An 18,189-nucleotide genomic window follows, 5' to 3' on the forward strand; every position below is an offset into this window, starting at 1 on the left:
AGCGGGTATCAGACGTACAGATAAATCGCCATAAAGTGGCACAGGCTGCCACCGAGCACGAAACCATGCCAAATGGCGTGGCCGAAGCGGAAACGCTTCGATGCATAGAAGATCACGCCCAGGGTATAAACCACGCCACCGACCGCCAGCAGCGTCACACCGCCCAGCGCCAAACGAGTTGCCAACTGATAAATCACGATCAGCGACAGCCAACCCATGGTCAGATAGGTCACCAGCGAGAGCGCTTCAAACCGGTGCGCGAACGCCAGTTTGAACAACACGCCCAGCAGTGCCAAACCCCAAATTACCGCCATCAACCCCTTGGCGAGCGGTGAATTCAGCCCCACCAACAGAAACGGCGTGTAGGTACCGGCAATCAAAAGATAAATGGCGCAGTGGTCAAATTTTTTCAGCCAGTGCTTGGCTTTCTGGTGGGGAATGGCATGGTACAGCGTGGAGGCCAGGAACAGCAGGATCATGCTGCCGCCATAAAGACTGTAGCTGGCGATGGCCGTTACGTCAGCGCCGGTGTCTACCGCCTGAACCAACAACAGTACCAGGCCGACAATACCAAAAACCAACCCTATACCGTGACTGATGCTGTTAGCGATTTCTTCCGCCCACGGATAGGCCGTGGCGGCCATTTTTTCAGTACCGGCTTTCACTACGCCCGTTTTTCCCATTGCACACAACCCCTCAAAACAGCCAACATTGTTCGAAATTACCGCAAGGCAGCTTAACTGAGAATAATTTCAGTGTACACGTGTACGCTAAAATAAAACTGTGTGCGCGTGTAACCATCGAAATCCCTCGCCCGCTGGTCTACAATCGTTCGGCTTCAACCCATCTACCATGAGGTTTACACCATGTCATCCGCTGTACCCGCGTTAGATTTCGGCTCCATGACCCAGGTCATCCAGTTCCTGATGGAAATCGACAAGTTGAAAAGCGTGCAACGCCGCACCAAAGTGCTGGGCACCCAACGCCAGGAAAACTCCGCCGAACATAGCTGGCACTTTGCTATTGCTGCCATGAGCCTGGCCCCTTACGCCAGTGAAGGCGTAGATATCCAACGCGTGATCCAGATGGCGCTGCTGCATGACATCGTTGAGATCGATGCCGGTGACGTGCTGGTCTACGATCTGGCGGCCCGCGCAGCGATCCATGATGTGGAAGTGGCGGCGGCACGCCGGTTGTTCGGTATGCTGCCGGACACTCAGCGCGAGTATTTCACCGCTTTATGGCAGGAATATGAAGATGGCGAGAGCGCCGACGCGCGCTTTGCGCTGGTGCTGGATCGCACCATGCCGATGCTGATGAACCTGCACAACCAGGGCCAAAGCTGGGTAGAGAACGGTATCAGCCTGGAGCAGGTATTGGCGCGTAACACTACCATCGCCGATGTTCACCCGGAGTTGTGGAAGTACCTGCTGCAACACCTGCAGGACGCACAACGCAAAGGCTGGCTGAAGTAACAGCGTTGCTATTGTGACAGGCCGGGTGATCCCTTCACCCGGCACGCCTTTCATAACGGCTTGTGTGCCGTTTCCTTCGCGGCAATCACGGCCCACAGTGTGATTAGCAGTGCCAGCACCACATAGGCCGAAATAGCCAGCGTGCTGTCGTAAGACTTGAACAATGAGGCGATGATCAGCGGCGCAAAGCCACCACCGATAATACCTGCCAACGTATAAGCCAACGACGACCCCGCATAACGCACCCGGGTTGGGAATTGTTCGGTGATAAAGGCCGCCTGCGGGCCATACATTGCCGCATGGATCAACAGACCGACCACCACCGCCAGGCAGATCAGCACCGGCTGACTGCTGTCGAGCAGCATAAAGAACACAAATGCCCAAACCATCGCCGCCAAAGCCCCACCGATATACACCGGCCGACGGCCAAAACGATCGGACAGTGCGCCGAACATCGGCACGGTAATCGCGTTACCGATCGCCCCCAACATGGTGGCAGCCAACGCCACCGGGCGCGGCAGGTTCAGTACCGTAGTGACGTAGGTCAGGGTAAAAACCACCACCAGCGCATACAGCACGTCGGAACCAATACGCGACCCTCCGGCGATCAACAGCGGACGCCGATGCTGGGTGAAAACTTCGCGGATTGGTGAATGGGTAACGTCCTTCGATGCCTCCAGTTTCAGAAACGCCGGCGTTTCCCCCACGCCACGGCGTAGCCACAGGCCAAACACCACCAGTACCAGGCTAAGCAGGAAGGGAATACGCCAGCCCCACTGCTGGAAATCCTCCGCCGTCATCGCCACCGTCACCAGCGTGATAAGCCCGGTGCCGATCAGCGTTCCGCAGGAAGGGCCAACCTGAGCAAAGGAGGCGTTGCGTCCTCGCTGATGAGGCTTGCCGTGCTCCATCGACAGCAATACCGCCCCCGCCCATTCGCCCCCCAGCGCAATTCCCTGAATAAAGCGCAGTGTCACCAACAGCAGCGGGCTCCAAATCCCCCAACTGGCATAACCGGGTAGCAGCCCCATCAGCGCGGTTGTCACCCCCATGATCACCAGCGTGGTCACCAATACAAAACGCCGTCCCAGCACGTCACCCAGATGACCAAAGACGATACCGCCAATCGGCCGCGAAACATAACCCACCGCGTAAGTGGAAAACGCCAAAATGGTGCCCACCAGCGGATCGAAAGAGGGGAAAAATACGTGGTTGAAAATCAGCGCCGCCATGATGTTGTAGACGGTGAAGTCATACCATTCCAGCGCGGTGCCAATCGAACTGGCCGCCGCCAGCTTGCCGGTGTTTGGCGGATGGGCGGTAGCCTCGGCAGTGGAGGCTTCCGCGATTGACGGCTGTGTGGTTGAAGTGCTCATGATGAAAGCTCCTGTGTGGTCAGTTGCCAGCCAAGGGCATAATGCAGGGCATCGGCGGCGGGGATTTTCAGTTGGCTACAGGCCAACTCACTCAGCCGCTGTCCGGCTTCGGCGCTGCTGCTTTCGATCAGCATCATCGGCAGTAACCGGCGGTTCTCCCGCGACTCTTTCGGCAACGGGGAACTTAGTTCAGCGTCCGGCGACAGCAGGCTACTGCGCACAAAACCGGGCAGTTCGGCCAGTTGGCTCCCCAAATGCTTGATGCAGGCCTTCAGCACTTGCGGCTGCGCCGGTTCGAGGGGAAGGATAACCAGATGGCTGCCGCAACCCTGACCGGTCACCGCCTCCACCGCGCAGACACGACGCATCGGATCGCGCATTTTATCGAGACTGGCGACCGACCAGGGGGTCTGTTCGGTAAACGCGGCGCGGTAGGCCGCCGAGGTAAAGCTGGCCAGGGATTCGGTTTTATACAGTCCGAGGTATTTGCGTCCGCCCTGTAGTGCCTGATAACGCGTACCCGATAAGAAACCGGGCACCCGCACTCGCTCTTCCACGTGCTCGCGGTCGTACCACTTATTGAAATCCGCCTCGTCCTGCGCGGCGACATCTGTTGCGACAAACAGCATTCCGTTTGGGGAACCGGTCATGGGTACTCTCCTGTTAGTTCAAAGTAAGGCGGGGTCGTCCCCACCGGAAAATCACGCCTCGGCGAGGCAGCGTTCGATCGCCAGCGCCCAGCCCAGCAGCGCCTCGTCCTGCAGCGGCAGCCCGGCTACCATCAGCCCCACAGGAGCCGTATCGGGCCGCTGGCAAGGAAGCGACAACGCACAACCATCGAGGAAGTTGATTACCGAAGGGTTACGCAACGCGGCACCGTTGATACGGAAATAGGCGTCTTCATCCTCCTGCAGTTCGGCAATGGTCGGCGCAACGAAGGGCACAGTTGGCATCAACAACGCGTCAAATTTTTCCACTGCCGCGGTCACTCGCCGTTGCCAATCGGCACGCTGCATCCGCAATTGCTGAAGATCATGCTCATCGAGCAACTGGCCGCGACGAATACGTGACAGCACCCGTGGGTCATAGTCTTCGGCATGTTCGGCAATCAGCGGCTGGTGCCAGCGCCAGGACTCCAGCGCGGTGAAACCGCCGGCGGCGTTGATCGCTGCCAGCTCGGCGAACTCATGACAGGGAATAAATTCAATCTGTGCCCCCGCCTGCACCAGCAGCTCCACGCTGAGATGAAAGGCGGCGGTGACTTCCTCATCCAGGCCATCCAGCACCAGCGTTTGTGGCACGGCAAAGCGCGCCTGACTCAGCATTTTCTGCTGCGGGTGCAGCGGCTGCTGGGCAATCACCGTATCCAGCGCGATGCAACCGGCAACGTCATGGGCAATCACGCCAATTGAATCCAGTGAGGGTGACAAGGGCAGCAAACCACGACTGCTGATGCGCCGGGCGGTAGGTTTATAACCGGTCAGGCCACAGAAGGCCGCCGGAATACGTACCGAACCGCCGGTATCGCTGCCTATCGCGCCAAAGCACATGCCGTCAGCCACCGCAACCGCCGCACCGGAAGACGAACCACCGGGAATACGGCCAGCAGGGCGATCCCAGGGATTGGCGGGCGTGCCGTAGTGGGGATTAATGCCAAGCCCCGAATAGGCAAACTCGGTCATGTTGGTTTTGCCGATCACTACCGCACCAGCCTGCAACAACTGCGCCACCACTGCAGCGTGGTTATTGGCTACCGGCGCATCGGCCAACACCCGCGAACCGGCAACGGTGGCCTCCCCGGCGACATCAAACAGGTCTTTGACCGATACCGGCACACCGTCCAACGCCGACAGGGGCTTACCCGCCGCACGCCGTCGATCGGCAGCCAATGCCTGCTGCTGTGCCCAGTCGCTATAAACATGAGTAAAAGTGCGTGCGCCCTCCCCCTGTGGGTCGGCGATTTGCGCCAGAGCGGTGGCGGTAAGTTGTACAGCAGTGAATTCACCACTGGCCAATCCGGCGGCGGCCTGCGCTAAAGTCAGTTTTTCCATCACGCCACCACCGGCAGTTCTATGCTGCGATAACCGTGGCTGATGGTACGTCCCAGCACTTCGTCCACCAGTTCCATACGAAACTCGACCGCCGGACGGATACCGCCAATCGCCGCGACCGTGCCACAGGCCATCGCCAGGCCATCTCGCGGCTGCGGGACCGTCAACCCGCCCTCCGGCACCTGCTGACCACTCAAATAGCGATCCAGCAGATCGCCGGGAGTACGCAGACTGGCAAGGTAACCCTGCTGATAAAGCCGGAACTCACCGTTTTCTTTGATCCAGGATCGCAGGATCAATGAATCCCAGTGAGCAATCACTTCCCGTAGTGGCCAGGCGGCGCGGGCTACCGGTTTGACGCAGATTTGTTTGGACAGCGCGACGCTGTGCGCCTCCAGTTGGCGATCGGTATGATCTGAGGCCAGCGAAACAAACAGTTCACCCTGATGAGTGAAGATCAAAGGCTCCGCTTCGCCGGAGCTGGCATTGCCGATCACTTCAATGCAATCGCTCTGACTGAGCTGATTAGCCGCCACCCGATAAAATAGCGGGACTGCACTGGGTTGTGGCACGCCCAGTTCGGCCAACTCCCTAATATGGTGCAGAATGGCCTCGCGATCGCGGCCGGTCCAGCCGGCGATCACCAGATGATCAATCTCAACATCCAGCACCCCGGCCCCGCTGGATTCAGGTAAAGTGAAGGTCAGTCTCATGGCGTTTGTGTCCCTTTGGTTAAAATACTGTGAAATTTCACTATATCTTTAGCTACCAAATAAGCGATTTCCATGCCATGTTTTTGTGTACTATGTCTAAAAACTTTCTTCTTGCAGGAGCAGAACGTGATGAGCCTTGACGCAGAGAGCCAGGAACTCCCGACGGCAGAGGAAGCCGGAATGTCACTGAATGAACTGGCCTATCGGCGCTTTAAGCAGGCATTGGTGACGTTGAGTTATAAGCCTGGTGAATATCTCAATACCGCGCAGGTAATGAGTGAGCTGGATATGGGCAGAACGCCTATCAATCAGGCAATCCACCGGCTGGCCAATGAAGGGTTGTTACAGGTGATCCCGCGTAAAGGAGTGATGGTTTCGCCGCTGTCGATGGATGACGCACTGGAACTGATTGAAGTCCGACTGGCCAATGAAATGCTGTGTATGCGGCTGGCAAGCAAGCGAATTACCGAACCACAAGTCGCCGCACTGACGGCCCTCAATCAACAAATTGAAGCCGCCAGCCAGCGCCGTGACCGGGTGCAGATGATGACGCTGGACCACCAGTTCCACCAGCAGCTGGCGCAGATCGCCGGGAATAATATGCTGGCGGACATCCTGAGCGTGCTGCATGCCAGGGCGCAACGCTTTTGGGCCAGTACGCTGTCACGCGAAGGTCATATGCGAGAGGTGATCGAAGAACATCGAGCCATTATCGCTGCACTGGCCGCACAGGATGACGACGCAGCCGCCAATGCAGCAGAGGCGCACATTCTGTCTTTCCGCAGTGCGCTGCTGCATGAGGGCTGATTGGGTAGAGATAACGCCAAAGCAAAAACCCGGTGAGTCTAAAGCTACCGGGTTTTAAACTGCAGGATAAATACTGGCAGGTGAGGAGTTTTACTCTTCGAGCTCTTGGCCTTTCAGCATCGCTGCACGCAAGACCGCGTTCAAACGTTTCTGGTAACCTTTACCCGGCCTCTGAAGCCACTCCAGAATATCAGCATCGATCCTGACGGTTTTTGATACCTTCATCGGTTTGTAGAACCTTCCTTGTAACGCAGTCCCCCACTTCTCATCGCTAAGTGTGGGCGCATCACTGTAGTCAATGTCGACGTCTGGCATAGCACTCAATGAAGCTATTTGCGCTTTTTGCACCTCCGTCAGGGGAGGAAGCACGCTATGTGGCACATTCCTAACCAAATTTTTTCGCTTCATATTTTCCCCTTTCTTTAACATCCGCTTTGCGGGCTGAAATGATACGGATAATCGCTATACCGTCACCGTCCACATCAACCTCTCGCGTGGTATGCGCCACCAGCAATATCAGGCAACCACCGACCATGCCAATGGTTTGCCAGCGCTCTTCGCCACCATCAATGCGCTCAATCACGGCTAGCTGGTTTGGGTCCGAAAAAACATGCTGCGCCAGCTCAAAGCTTATGTGATGTTTCGCCAGATTACTTTGGCTTTTTCTTTGACTCCATTCAAAAGAAACATACATTTTTGTAACTACAAATTGGTTGTTATTTGAACAAAAATTACACCCAATAATACCTGAAGTCAAAAGGATACTCGCGGAACTGTGGCTAATGAGCCATCAACGACCGCCGGCAGCCTCGATAAAGCTGCCGGTGACGTAAGAAGCGGCATCGGACAGCAGCCAGGCGATGATTTCTGCCACCTCTTCCGGGGTACCGCCGCGTTGCATCGGCAGGCTGCTTTTTACCCGATCAACGCGCCCAGGCTCGCCGCCGCTGGCATGCATTTCGGTATAAATAAGCCCCGGCCGCACCGCGTTGACGCGAATGCCCTGCGCCGCCACCTCCAACGCCAGTCCGGTAGTTAGCGTGTCCACCGCCCCTTTAGAGGCGGCATAGTCAATGTATTCGCCCGGTGCGCCTAAGCGTGCTGCAGCGGAAGAAACATTGACGATCGCCCCGCCCTGGCCGCCATGACGATGCGCCATGCGCTTCACCGTCTCGCGGCAACAGAGAAAATAACCGGTAACGTTGGTGCTCAGCACCTTGTTGATGCGCTCGGCGGTCAGTTGCTCAATGCTCGACTGCTGAAACAGAATACCGGCATTGTTGACCAGAGCATCAATAGGCCCGAGGGTCGCATCCAGTTGGCTAAACATCGCCTGTACCTGGCTTTCATCGCCAATATCGGCACGCAGCGCCAGCGCCCGGCCGCCCAGTGATTCTATCTCCGCGACCACCTGTTGCGCCGCAGCTTCATTTTGCAGATAGTTAACGCCTACCGCGTAACCCTGACGTGCCAGCAGTAGCGCCGTAGCGCGGCCAATACCCCGACTGGCACCGGTGACCAATGCAACTTTAGTCATGTTGTTCCTTTCTTTGATTGGGAAGTCATAACCGGTAACTGGCGCTCAGCAAAGCTACCTCAGCCACCTTCTTCAACAGAGTATAGATATCCATGCTGCAGAATATCCAAGGGTATTTTTCCACTTGTTGCCCTTATTAAAATAAACCTTATAACTGCACCAAACGACGCAGCTGTTTTTTAATCCGTGGCTTTAAGCTTTTATAAAAAATCAGGGACTGCGCATGCTGAATATGCGGCAAGGGAGAAGAAATCTGGACGGGATGATTACCCCTTTGCGCGCCAACGTCGGAAGGCAGTATGACCAATACCAACAATAAAATTGTGCCTGTACAGGTAACCGCCATTGAAAAGTTGTCGACACGCATTTTTCCTACCCTGATGATTTGTGCAGGAATCAGCGTACTCGAAATATATCGACGCTCCCTTAACGCCAAATTAATCCCAGATTAAGGTTTGCTTAAGAACGATGGTGCAAAAAGGATGACGCCGTTGTCTTCCCATGAGGGTTGTAGTTATATAGCCGCCAGCGTCGTGACATAAACCGGATACCCCGTGAACATATTGTTAGTGGAAGACGATCTGCAATTGGGCAAGGCCCTGTGCCGGGCACTAGAACTGGCGGGTTTTGAGCTATGCTGGGTGCGGCTGGTGCATGATGCTCAAACCAGGCTCTCACAGGGCAGTTTCGATTTAATGCTGTTAGACCTGACCCTGCCAGACGGGGATGGATTAAAAAAACTGGTCGAGTGGCGGGCCGCCGGACAAAATATCCCGATCATTATTCTGACCGCCCGCGACCGTATCGAAAGCCTGGTCAATAGCCTGGACTCCGGCGCGGACGACTTTCTGGCCAAACCTTTCGCCTTGCCTGAGTTGATATCCCGCGTGAAGGCGGTGAACCGCCGCATGGCCGGGTTTGCCTCCCAAACCTGGAGCCTGGGCAATCTGTATCTGGACCCAATTAATCACCAGGTGACGCTGGATGACGAACTTCTGCTGTTATCGAAAAAGGAGTATCGGCTGCTGCATGAACTAATGCGCTGCGCCGGCACCGTGGTGCGTAAAACCGCACTGGAGCAGAGTCTGTTCGGCCATGGCGACAGCGTGGAAAGTAATTCTCTGGAGGTGCATATGCATAACTTGCGGCGCAAGATTGGCAAGGAAAAAATTATCACCGTGCGTGGCATCGGTTATTTATTAAAAAAAGAGACTCTGGGATGATAAGTTTTAAATCCTTTTTTATGCGCACCATTATTTTCCAGGTTTTAGCTATATTATTGCTCTGGGGCGCATTGATTGGTTGGGTAAAATACTCATATTATCCCGATGCGGAAAAGTATTTAGATAATCAGCAACGCATTGTCGCCCGGGGTATCGCCAATATTCTTGATAAGACAGATGTTACCAACCGCAGTTATCTTGAGGTGATTAAAGATATCGAAGTCATGTATATCGACTCGATCAAAAACGGCATGCAGGATGAAATAGACTATCGCCCGCTATTTGTGGTTTACGATAGCAACAACCAGATGCTTTACGCCTCACCGTCACAGGAAAAACCGCTGTTCCTGCCGCCGTCGGTGCTGTCCGGCACCATCAGCTACGCCAATGTGAAGTGGCATATTGCCGGCAGTTGGAGCGATAAACAGCAATTTAGGGTGATCGTCGGCGAATCCTTTGACAACCGCACCACTATTTTCGGCAATCCGGCGGAAAGCACCGCGATCCCGCTGTTGGTCACCCTGGCAGCCATCATTGTCACTTTACTGTTTACCGCTTATCTCAGCCTGCGGCCTCTGCGGCAAATTGCCAGAATGATCTCTGACCGCAAGCCCGGTACTCTGTCGCCGATCAATGCGGCCGAACAATATCAAGAAATCCGGCCAATCGTTTTGGAAATCAATAAGCTGATGTCGCGCATCGATGCTGCCAACCAACGTGAAAAGCGTTTTATGGCCGATGCGGCGCATGAGCTGCGCACCCCGATCGCCGCCGTACTGGCACAGCTGCACCTGTTGACCCAGGTGGCGGATAAAACCGAACGTCAGGAAATCATTGAAGACATGCAGCATGGGTTGGATCGCGCCGCATCGCTTTCGCGCCAACTGATTGATCTGGCCAAACTGGAATCGGAAGACTTCCCACTGAAGATTGAAACGGTGAATATCCACGCGGAAATCGGCAAATGCATTGCCCAGCACGTGCCCTATGCGCTGGAGAAGAACGTCGAACTCTCGCTGGATGGCAGTGAAAATGTGATGATTGATACCGATCGTCACTCGCTGATTACCATTTTTACCAACCTGTTGGAAAATGCCATCAAATACGCGCCTGACGGTGGCCGAATCGAAGTCAACATCCGTTCGCTATCGCCACTGGGTTGCTATATTACTGTGCGAGACAATGGTCCCGGTATTAACCCTGAATACCACAAACGGTTATTCGAACGTTTTTATCGCGTGCCAGGTACTCTGCAGGTCGGCAGCGGTCTGGGGTTGGCGATTGCCAAAAATCTGGCGGATAAAGTCGGTGCGCAACTGCGGGTGGCCGAAGGGCTTGATGAACGCGGCATCGGGTTTGTTATTGATCTACCGGAGAACTATCTGGCGTCATCGGAGAGTTAAGCCAACATCGCCCAGCCAATTTTACTGTAACGGCATCCGCTTGATTTGCTGTGGCAAACAAATGGGCAAACTGCGGTTTGCCCATAAATATAAAAATAGCTATCCGGCAATGCGGATCACCGAGCGGACATCGCTTTTCTTGTTCAGATCCCACACTTCCGCGATCTCGGATAAGCCATGCTCCTGAGTCTCGACCGAAATCTGCCCGGTGGCCGCTAACGCCAGGATTTCACTGGCATATCTCTGCATCTCAGCCGCCAGTGGGAAATTGCCGGTGCCGCTACCCATAATCTGCAGTTGGTTACTGCGCAATACTGCCGCCGGCAAGCGAATGTCTGGCCCGGCCATCGACCCAACATTGACCAAGCGAATACCGCGCCCACCGGCGTAGGAAGACAGGTCGTGGTTGTTCAGCGTGGCCAGCAGCGCTTCGGTCGCCGTACCCCAGATGTAATCGACTATCACCTGATATCCGTTCGGCCCTGCGGCAGCAGCGAAAGCCTGGGTTAGCGCATCCCCTTCCAGACTGAGATCCACCGTTGCATCGACATCCAACGTATCCAGCACGCTCTGCCGACGGCCTGCTGCAACAATGCGCCCTGCGCCCGCCTGACGAGCCGCCGCCACCGCCAGCTTGCCCGAGGTGCCGGTCGCGCCAATAATCAGTACCGTTTCACCCGCCTGAAGCTCGGCACGCCAGTGCAGCGGCAGCCAGGCAGCGAATGCCGGGTTGATCAAGGCGGCGGCGGTAGCATCATCCACACCAGCCGGTACCGGCACGGTCCAGGAAGCGACGGTACGCTCAGCCAGAGCACCGTGCGGCTGTCGGAAAGAGGCGAAGTAAACCCGCTGGCCGTCCGGTGTATAACCAACACCATCGGTTCCGGGCACGATCGGCAACGCCTTCGGGCTGGAGTAATGGGTTCCCGCCACCATGGCGCGATCCAGTTGTTTGATACCGGCTACGCTCACCTCGATCAGCGTCTCCCCTTCCCTGGCTACCGGCTCATCCACATTACCCGCCACCGGCGCTTGACCTAACACGTTGACAATTGCAGCTCTCATCATTATTGCTCCATATATCGTTCGGGTACCCTGCGGCGACAATAGAAAAGGACACTGCATAATGCAGTGTCCCTTGATAGCACGCTTTGCCGAACGTGTTATTGATATTGCCTAAAATCAGAACCGCCAGGTCACGGACAGATTGCCCTCTAACGAATTGCTGCCTTGACGGAACAGCTCGCTGGAAAGGCCGGCCCCGACGGAAACATCTTTAGTAAGCTGATATTGCACACCCGCCTGCGCGGCCAATCCATCACGACCGGCCAACGTGCTCTTGCTATCAAAAGCGGAGGCGTCATAACCGACGAATTGAGCACGCTGAGTGACATTGTTGCTCAGCAGCTCATGCTGCCAGCCAAGGCGCAGGGTGGCGGACAAAGCCTGTGGCCCCTGGTACAACGCTTCTACACCCAGCGTGCTTTGCAGTGAATCGGCATAATGCCCTTTAATCTGCATCGGCAAGGTACCCGACCCGGACTCTTTAATTGTACGATGCTTGCTGGCGGTATAATCCAGTACCGCCAACGGGCCGAAGCTAAACGACTCGGTTAACGCAAAATGATAGCCGCCGCCCAGGGCTAATGAACCATTCCACGACGTCCAGTCGCTCTTGCTGGTGCCACTGACACCGGCAATATCAAATTGACGCTTCATATGATTATCCTCCGCGCCTACACGCCCCAGGCCATAGGCAAACGGCCCGGCCATGGGATCCTGCGCGAAGCTGAACTGCAGACCGACATCAAATGACGTGCTGTGTGCCCGCGCCCGATCGGCGCTTTTGGCATTGACCGTTTGCCCACCGACCGCCGCGTGGAAACCGGTTGTCAGCCCCGGCACCAGGACATTGCGTTTCTCCGCGCCGAACAACACGCCATAACGCGAGGCGTTGTAACCGGTGATATTGCCCGCATTACGCTGCCAGGTGCCACCGCCGTAAGGCAGGGCAAAACTGATCCAATCCTGCTCGTCGCCCATTGGAGCCAACGTCAGATTGCGTTCCGGTGCCGTCAACGCACGGGTTAACTGACGCTCACGATCAAAAGAGGCCTGGATCAGGCTGTTATAGGCCGACGGTTCCAACTGTGCCAAAGCGCCGCTCACCTGCTTGCCATCAGGGGTGGAAAAATCCAGCGCAGTCAGTAACGGCCGCATATCATTACCCGCCGTCACCGCCGCACGGGCCAACGCCAGCCCGACATTTCGCTCATTTGCGCTCTGCGCATACTGGCTGTAGGCCGATGCACCACGGGTCGCACTGATTTGATATTCTCCGCCCGCCAACGGCGCTGTACTGAAACTCAGCGTCGGTGATTGCGTCTGTACGCTGACTTGATCGAACTCGCCGCTGACCTGTCCCAGTTGCAGCAGCGAAGCGCTGTTCAACTGCCAGTCTGAGGCATACCAGCCTTTTACCGGCATCAGCGTCAGGGCACCGCCCAGACTGGATGTGCCACTGATTGACACCTGATCTCCGCGCCCCAGGCTGTCGAACATCAGTTGCAAACGCCCCTGTGGCCCCTGCTGGTAATCACCAATGATAACAACCTGGCCAAAAGGCGAACCGGTAGTCAGCAAGCCGTTATTGGTGAACAACCCGGCATCCGACAGCGCATAACGGCTATTGCCTGCCAACTGGGCCCCCGGCTCAATGTCCACGCTATACACCTGATGCTCGCCGTTCAGGGTGGTTTTGCCCCCTTCCGCCACCAGCGCCAGATTATCCTTGCCGCGAATATTGCCGTTATAGGTGAAATCAAAACCACTATCCGCCGCAGCGGTCACCTGCCCCAACGCATCCGGTTGCAGACCGAAGGTTAAGCGGGTGAGCCGCGCCTGATTATTTTCGTCCCATTGCGCATAATCAGAAATAATATCACCCTGAATATCGGCGCCGCGCATCACGTTGATTGCTCCGGCCAGCGCATTCACCGACTGGTAAATAGCCGCTTTGGCCCCCTTTAACGAGCCGGTGATATCGAAGTTGGACACCAATGGTCCTGCCATGTCTTCGGACTGATCGGTGCCGTCCACCAGCCAAATATATGAACCCCGATATTCACTCTCATTGCCCAGCAGGTTGTTGCCAAAATCCAACCGGGCGGCCACGCCTTCTTTGCCGGTCGCCTCCAGGCTGCCGCGCTGGATAATCCTGTGGTTATCGCCGTAGGCCACCAATAAGCCGGTGCCGTAGTCACCGTTGGCCTGCACCCGGGTACCCGGTGCGATGGTCAGCGTATTGCCCGCACCGTCAATCCGAATACCGGCGGCGGCAACGCCGTCAGCCAGTAAGTCACCATGTTGCTCTATCCGGTTATTACTGCCGTATATGTGCAACCCGACACCGCGGGCGGCGGTATTGGCCTGACCGTCAAGATACGCAGTGCCTGCGGCATTGCGCGCCAAATACCCCTGCTGGTTAACCACATTCAGGCCACTGCCGTACACAGAGCGACCAAAGAAATTACGACGATCGATGTCGTACCCCATGTCCTGCAGCATCGCCAGCTCGGCTTCCATCATAGTGGTGTAGTTGCGGTAGTTCTGATGGCTCATCAGGCTGCGATCCAGCTCACTGTGGGACATGTAATCCTCATCCAGACTGCCATCCTCAAAGAGGATTCGTACAGGCACTCCCGGCATAGCGCCGGCCAGCACCTCTTTGACGTGACTGCCGGCAAAATAGCCCTGATCTTTGCGCACGTCAAAACCTGAAGGATCGTCCGGTCCCTCACAACCGTTGCATAAAATGGCCTGATCCGGCTGAGCAGGATTACCGTTGTCGTCAAACAGGTGTGATGTCCAACTGCCCTGCGTCGGGCTAAATTGCGTCACGCCATCGACTACCTCAGCATCATTACTTATTCCCAGCGCATGGGCAATCTCATGAAATATAGTGACTTCCAGATCGGTACGGTGATCGGTTGGGATCTGCGCTGGCGAGGCTTGGGTCGGGGTAAAGTTCAATTTACCGATATACACCGCAGCATGAGCGCCGCTGTTTAGCTCCCCTGGTGCCAGCCCTTGCAATACCGCCTGAAGTTGGGTCAGACTAAATGGATCTTCGCTGACATCAGGGCTTGCCGCCGCCGCGTTTTCTTCATTAAAGGTGCCGATATTCAATATGCCGGGCAATTCGCCGGGCTTGGGTTTAATGATATCGGCCCAGCGCTGCGCCGCACTGATCACCTGGGCCTTTTGTCCGGCATCCAGTGTCCAGGATGAGCGCTGAGGTCCATCCTCATCCGTAAAATAGCTGCCGTCGGTGGGAGCGTAAAAATTCAGTTTAAATACCGTTTGTCCACTGTGATTGCGGACTTCATAACTCTCAACCGCCTGCGCGGCACAGAAGGGTAAAGCCGCCATGATTGCGATAGCCAACCTTTTCATAGAGCACTCCTTGTGAGTCTATCTTCCCTGCAAAATATTTTGCTGAGTTCAATTTAATCACCAGGGTTTAAACGGAAAGTAAACCGATCCGAGTCTTAACCCGGATTGAATAAAAACGACGGGAAATAGCATAAAAAATAAAAAAAATAGCAATTAATCAAAGATATAAACAAGAATACTCTTAGGTGTTTCGCGCAAAAAAAAGCAGCGCATGATGCGCTGCCTCTTGATAGCCCATTGACAGAGGAGCTTATTCGTATTCGCTCATCGGCACGCAGGAACAGAACAAATTGCGGTCGCCGTACACATCATCCAGACGCTTCACGCTCGGCCAGTATTTGTTCTCACGCACACCGGCGATAGGGAATACAGCCAGCTCACGACTATAGGCATGCTGCCAGTCGCTGACCAGTTCCGCCTGAATGTGCGGCGCGTTTACCAGCGGGTTGTCTTCCAACGGCCATTCACCTTTTGCCACCCGATCAATCTCGCTGCGGATAGCCAGCATCGCATCGATAAAGCGATCCAGCTCCACTTTGCTTTCCGATTCGGTAGGTTCAACCATCAGCGTGCCCGCTACCGGGAACGACATGGTCGGCGCATGGAAACCGTAGTCAATCAGGCGCTTGGCAATATCCATTTCGCTAATGCCGGTCTCTTCTTTCATCGGACGAATGTCGAGAATGCATTCATGCGCCACGCGGTGATCGCGGCCGGTATACAGCACCGGGTAAGCGTCCTTCAGGCGAGTCGCAATGTAGTTGGCATTAAGAATTGCCACCTGGCTCGCCTGTTTCAGCCCTTCCGCGCCCATCATGCGGATATACATCCAGCTGATTGGCAGAATAGAAGCGCTGCCGAACGGCGCAGCGGAAACCGCACCCTGCTGAGTGAGCACACCGTCGATCTGCACTACGCTGTGGCCTGGAACGAAGGGTGCCAAATGCGCTTTAACGCCGATGGGCCCCATGCCTGGACCGCCGCCGCCGTGCGGGATACAGAAGGTTTTATGCAGGTTAAGGTGTGAGACATCCGCACCGATATAACCTGGCGTAGTGATGCCCACCTGAGCATTCATGTTGGCGCCGTCGAGGTACACCTGGCCGCCGAACTGATGAACGATTTGGCACACTTCACGGATAGTTTCTTCATACACGCCGTGGGTCGACGGGTAAGTCACCATGATACAAGACAGCGCTTCACCCGCTTGCTCCGCCTTGACGCGCAGATCGTGCAGATCGATGTTGCCGTTCTTGTCGCAGGCCACCACCACCACGCTCATTCCTGCCATTTGGGCAGAAGCCGGGTTAGTACCGTGTGCGGAGCTTGGGATCAGGCAGATATGACGGCCGGATTCGTTACGGCTTTCATGGTAATGGCGGATCGCCAGCAGCCCGGCGTATTCGCCCTGCGCGCCGGAGTTCGGCTGTATGCAAACCGCGTCGTAACCGGTCAATTGCACCAGCCACTGTGATAACTGGCCGATCATCTGCTGATAGCCTGCAGCCTGCTCTGGCGGGCAGAACGGGTGCAGCTCGGAGAATTCAGGCCAGGTAATCGGGATCATTTCCGCCGCGGCGTTCAGCTTCATGGTGCAAGAACCGAGCGGGATCATCGCCTGGTTAAGCGCCAGATCCTTGCGCTCCAGACGGTGCATATAACGCATCATCTCGGTTTCGCTGTGGTAGCTGTTGAATACCGGATGAGTCAGGATCGGATCCTGACGCTGCATGCCTGCCGGGATCGACTGGCTATTTTTGCTCACCGCCGCGTCCAGCGCGTCGATGTCCAGACCGTGATTGTCGCCCGCCAGCAGGACGAACAAAGTCTGCACGTCTTCACGTGAGGTGGTTTCGTCCAGCGTGATACCTACCGCACCGTGAATGTCGGTACGCAGGTTGATACCAAAGCTCAACGCACGTTCCAGTACCGCGGCCTTGTCTTTCACTTCCACCGTCAGGGTGTCGAACCAGGTTTTGTGGCGCAATTGCAGACCGGCCTGTTGCAGCCCGGCTGCCAGAATGTCGGTCAGGCGATGGATACGCCCGGCAATGCGCTGCAGGCCCTGTGGGCCATGGTACACCGCGTACAGGCTGGCAATGTTGGCCAGCAGCACCTGCGAGGTACAGATATTCGAGTTGGCTTTTTCACGACGGATATGTTGTTCACGGGTTTGCATCGCCATGCGCAGCGCGGTGTTACCAGCGGCATCGCGGGAAACACCGATGATGCGGCCCGGCATCGAACGTTTGAATTCGTCACGGCAGGCGAAGAAGGCGGCGTGTGGGCCACCGTAGCCCATCGGCACGCCAAAGCGCTGTGCGGAGCCGAACACCACGTCGGCGCCCTGTTTGCCCGGTGCGGTCAACAGCACCAACGCCATAATGTCGGCAGCCACGCTGGTGCCGATTTTACGGTTTTTCAGTTCCGCCAGCAGTGCGCTGTAATCGTGCAATTCACCGGTCGTGCCAACCTGTTGCAGCAGCACGCCAAACACGCCCTGCAGTTCCAGCACCTTCTCGGCTTTATCTACAATCACTTCAAAACCGAAGGTGGCGGCGCGGGTACGTACTACGTCCAGCGTCTGCGGATGTACGTCGTCAGCCACGAAGAAGCGGTTGGCGTCTTTCAGCTTGCTGGCGCGTTTGGCCAACGCCATCGCTTCGGCTGCCGCGGTTGCTTCGTCCAGCAATGAAGCGGATGCCAGATCCAGACCGGTGAGATCGAGAGTTACGGTCTGGAAGTTCAACAGCGCCTCAAGACGGCCCTGCGACACTTCCGGCTGATAAGGGGTATAAGCGGTATACCAGCCCGGGTTTTCCAGCATGTTACGCAGGATCACCGGCGGCGTCAGCACTGCGCTGTAGCCCATACCGATATAGGATTTGTAGCGCTGATTCTGCGAGGCAATCGCCTTCAGTTCGGCCAGCGCCTGATGTTCAGTGGCCGCATCACCCACCGGCGGCGGCGCAGGCAGTTGAATATCTGCCGGCACAATCTGTTGGATCAGCGCGTTGAGCGAACGTGCGCCCACCGCTTCCAGCAACTGCTGCTGTTGCTGCGCAGAAGAGCCGATATGACGTTCGATGAACGCTTCGCTGTGTTCAAGTTGGCTGAGTGTCTGAGTCATTGCTACAAATTCCTGAATG

16 protein-coding genes are annotated in these 18,189 nt (G+C 56.0%); 4 read left to right on the forward strand and 12 right to left on the reverse strand.

Features of this window, described 5'->3' with window-relative positions; all coding sequences use genetic code 11:
• Positions 1–8 precede the first annotated feature (8 nt).
• Positions 9–683: a PAQR family membrane homeostasis protein TrhA gene (gene trhA, locus ACSOSI_RS21115; protein ID WP_012146602.1), complete on the reverse strand. Its 675-nt coding sequence runs from the start codon at positions 681–683 to the stop codon at positions 9–11.
• Positions 684–866: 183 nt separating this feature from the next.
• Between trhA and ACSOSI_RS21120 the strand changes: the two genes are divergently transcribed.
• On the forward strand, positions 867–1,475 hold the full coding sequence (locus ACSOSI_RS21120) for an HD domain-containing protein (protein WP_012146603.1): 609 nt from the start codon (positions 867–869) through the stop codon (positions 1,473–1,475).
• Between the two features lie 50 nt (positions 1,476–1,525).
• Here the strand turns inward: ACSOSI_RS21120 and ACSOSI_RS21125 are convergent, their stop codons facing one another.
• Genes ACSOSI_RS21125 through ACSOSI_RS21140 form a run of 4 tightly spaced genes read right to left on the reverse strand, consistent with a single transcriptional unit; the run spans position 1,526 to position 5,615 of the window.
• Complete coding sequence (locus ACSOSI_RS21125) at positions 1,526–2,851, reverse strand: MFS transporter (RefSeq protein WP_017893860.1); 1,326 nt, start codon at positions 2,849–2,851, stop codon at positions 1,526–1,528.
• Complete coding sequence (locus ACSOSI_RS21130) at positions 2,848–3,501, reverse strand: hypothetical protein (RefSeq protein ID WP_419246133.1); 654 nt, start codon at positions 3,499–3,501, stop codon at positions 2,848–2,850. Before ACSOSI_RS21130 ends, ACSOSI_RS21125 begins: the two co-directional genes overlap by 4 nt.
• A 51-nt stretch (positions 3,502–3,552) precedes the next feature.
• Positions 3,553–4,902 (reverse strand): amidase, encoded by a 1,350-nt coding sequence (locus ACSOSI_RS21135; RefSeq protein WP_476706090.1) that lies wholly within the window; start codon positions 4,900–4,902, stop codon positions 3,553–3,555.
• Positions 4,902–5,615: a DUF2848 domain-containing protein gene (locus ACSOSI_RS21140; protein WP_012146607.1), complete on the reverse strand. Its 714-nt coding sequence runs from the start codon at positions 5,613–5,615 to the stop codon at positions 4,902–4,904. The genes ACSOSI_RS21135 and ACSOSI_RS21140 overlap by 1 nt, the downstream gene beginning before the upstream one ends.
• A 129-nt stretch (positions 5,616–5,744) precedes the next feature.
• Between ACSOSI_RS21140 and ACSOSI_RS21145 the strand changes: the two genes are divergently transcribed.
• Entirely contained in the window at positions 5,745–6,422 is a 678-nt protein-coding gene (locus tag ACSOSI_RS21145; protein WP_026142516.1) for a GntR family transcriptional regulator, read from the forward strand.
• A 90-nt stretch (positions 6,423–6,512) separates the two neighbouring features.
• On the opposite strand, the gene ACSOSI_RS21150 is transcribed toward ACSOSI_RS21145, so the two are convergent.
• The 4 genes from ACSOSI_RS21150 to ACSOSI_RS21165 all read right to left on the reverse strand — a co-directional run bounded on the left by ACSOSI_RS21150 (position 6,513) and on the right by ACSOSI_RS21165 (position 8,326).
• Positions 6,513–6,830, reverse strand: a complete 318-nt coding sequence (locus ACSOSI_RS21150) for a BrnA antitoxin family protein (RefSeq protein WP_218217324.1) — start codon at positions 6,828–6,830, stop codon at positions 6,513–6,515.
• A complete protein-coding gene (locus ACSOSI_RS21155) occupies positions 6,808–7,116 on the reverse strand; it encodes a BrnT family toxin (protein ID WP_476707289.1) in 309 nt (102 codons plus the stop codon). Before ACSOSI_RS21155 ends, ACSOSI_RS21150 begins: the two co-directional genes overlap by 23 nt.
• Before the next feature lie 96 nt (positions 7,117–7,212).
• Positions 7,213–7,959 carry an SDR family oxidoreductase gene (locus ACSOSI_RS21160; protein ID WP_112363189.1) on the reverse strand — a complete coding sequence of 249 codons (747 nt, stop codon included), beginning with the start codon at positions 7,957–7,959 and terminating at the stop codon, positions 7,213–7,215.
• 148 nt (positions 7,960–8,107) lie between these two features.
• Entirely contained in the window at positions 8,108–8,326 is a 219-nt protein-coding gene (locus ACSOSI_RS21165) for a hypothetical protein (protein WP_476706091.1), read from the reverse strand.
• A gap of 187 nt (positions 8,327–8,513) precedes the next feature.
• Between ACSOSI_RS21165 and ACSOSI_RS21170 the strand changes: the two genes are divergently transcribed.
• Positions 8,514–9,182, forward strand: coding sequence for a response regulator (locus ACSOSI_RS21170; RefSeq protein ID WP_017893868.1), 669 nt, complete (start codon positions 8,514–8,516; stop codon positions 9,180–9,182).
• Positions 9,179–10,585, forward strand: coding sequence for a sensor histidine kinase (locus ACSOSI_RS21175; protein ID WP_476706092.1), 1,407 nt, complete (start codon positions 9,179–9,181; stop codon positions 10,583–10,585). The genes ACSOSI_RS21170 and ACSOSI_RS21175 overlap by 4 nt, the downstream gene beginning before the upstream one ends.
• A gap of 99 nt (positions 10,586–10,684) precedes the next feature.
• Here ACSOSI_RS21175 and ACSOSI_RS21180 read toward each other — a convergent pair whose 3' ends face one another.
• The 3 genes from ACSOSI_RS21180 to gcvP all read right to left on the reverse strand — a co-directional run bounded on the left by ACSOSI_RS21180 (position 10,685) and on the right by gcvP (position 18,170).
• A complete protein-coding gene (locus ACSOSI_RS21180) occupies positions 10,685–11,650 on the reverse strand; it encodes a quinone oxidoreductase family protein (RefSeq protein WP_476707290.1) in 966 nt (321 codons plus the stop codon).
• Between the two features lie 117 nt (positions 11,651–11,767).
• A complete protein-coding gene (locus tag ACSOSI_RS21185; RefSeq protein WP_476706093.1) occupies positions 11,768–15,040 on the reverse strand; it encodes an autotransporter outer membrane beta-barrel domain-containing protein in 3,273 nt (1,090 codons plus the stop codon).
• 250 nt (positions 15,041–15,290) lie between these two features.
• Positions 15,291–18,170, reverse strand: coding sequence for an aminomethyl-transferring glycine dehydrogenase (gene gcvP / locus ACSOSI_RS21190; RefSeq protein WP_476706094.1), 2,880 nt, complete (start codon positions 18,168–18,170; stop codon positions 15,291–15,293).
• Positions 18,171–18,189: the final 19 nt, after the last annotated feature.

This window comes from Serratia sp. AR11 (genome assembly GCF_056376275.1).

Excerpts from the sequence above, each read along its gene's own strand:
- trhA (WP_012146602.1), bottom strand. The coding sequence starts at position 683 with ATGGGAAAAACGGGCGTAGTGAAAGCCGGTACTGAAAAAATGGCCGCC.
- ACSOSI_RS21120 (WP_012146603.1), top strand. The coding sequence starts at position 867 with ATGTCATCCGCTGTACCCGCGTTAGATTTCGGCTCCATGACCCAGGTC.
- ACSOSI_RS21125 (WP_017893860.1), bottom strand. The coding sequence starts at position 2,851 with ATGAGCACTTCAACCACACAGCCGTCAATCGCGGAAGCCTCCACTGCC.
- ACSOSI_RS21130 (WP_419246133.1), bottom strand. The coding sequence starts at position 3,501 with ATGACCGGTTCCCCAAACGGAATGCTGTTTGTCGCAACAGATGTCGCC.
- ACSOSI_RS21135 (WP_476706090.1), bottom strand. The coding sequence starts at position 4,902 with ATGGAAAAACTGACTTTAGCGCAGGCCGCCGCCGGATTGGCCAGTGGT.
- ACSOSI_RS21140 (WP_012146607.1), bottom strand. The coding sequence starts at position 5,615 with ATGAGACTGACCTTCACTTTACCTGAATCCAGCGGGGCCGGGGTGCTG.
- ACSOSI_RS21145 (WP_026142516.1), top strand. The coding sequence starts at position 5,745 with ATGAGCCTTGACGCAGAGAGCCAGGAACTCCCGACGGCAGAGGAAGCC.
- ACSOSI_RS21150 (WP_218217324.1), bottom strand. The coding sequence starts at position 6,830 with ATGAAGCGAAAAAATTTGGTTAGGAATGTGCCACATAGCGTGCTTCCT.
- ACSOSI_RS21155 (WP_476707289.1), bottom strand. The coding sequence starts at position 7,116 with ATGTATGTTTCTTTTGAATGGAGTCAAAGAAAAAGCCAAAGTAATCTG.
- ACSOSI_RS21160 (WP_112363189.1), bottom strand. The coding sequence starts at position 7,959 with ATGACTAAAGTTGCATTGGTCACCGGTGCCAGTCGGGGTATTGGCCGC.
- ACSOSI_RS21165 (WP_476706091.1), bottom strand. The coding sequence starts at position 8,326 with ATGCGTGTCGACAACTTTTCAATGGCGGTTACCTGTACAGGCACAATT.
- ACSOSI_RS21175 (WP_476706092.1), top strand. The coding sequence starts at position 9,179 with ATGATAAGTTTTAAATCCTTTTTTATGCGCACCATTATTTTCCAGGTT.
- ACSOSI_RS21180 (WP_476707290.1), bottom strand. The coding sequence starts at position 11,650 with ATGAGAGCTGCAATTGTCAACGTGTTAGGTCAAGCGCCGGTGGCGGGT.
- ACSOSI_RS21185 (WP_476706093.1), bottom strand. The coding sequence starts at position 15,040 with ATGAAAAGGTTGGCTATCGCAATCATGGCGGCTTTACCCTTCTGTGCC.
- gcvP (WP_476706094.1), bottom strand. The coding sequence starts at position 18,170 with ATGACTCAGACACTCAGCCAACTTGAACACAGCGAAGCGTTCATCGAA.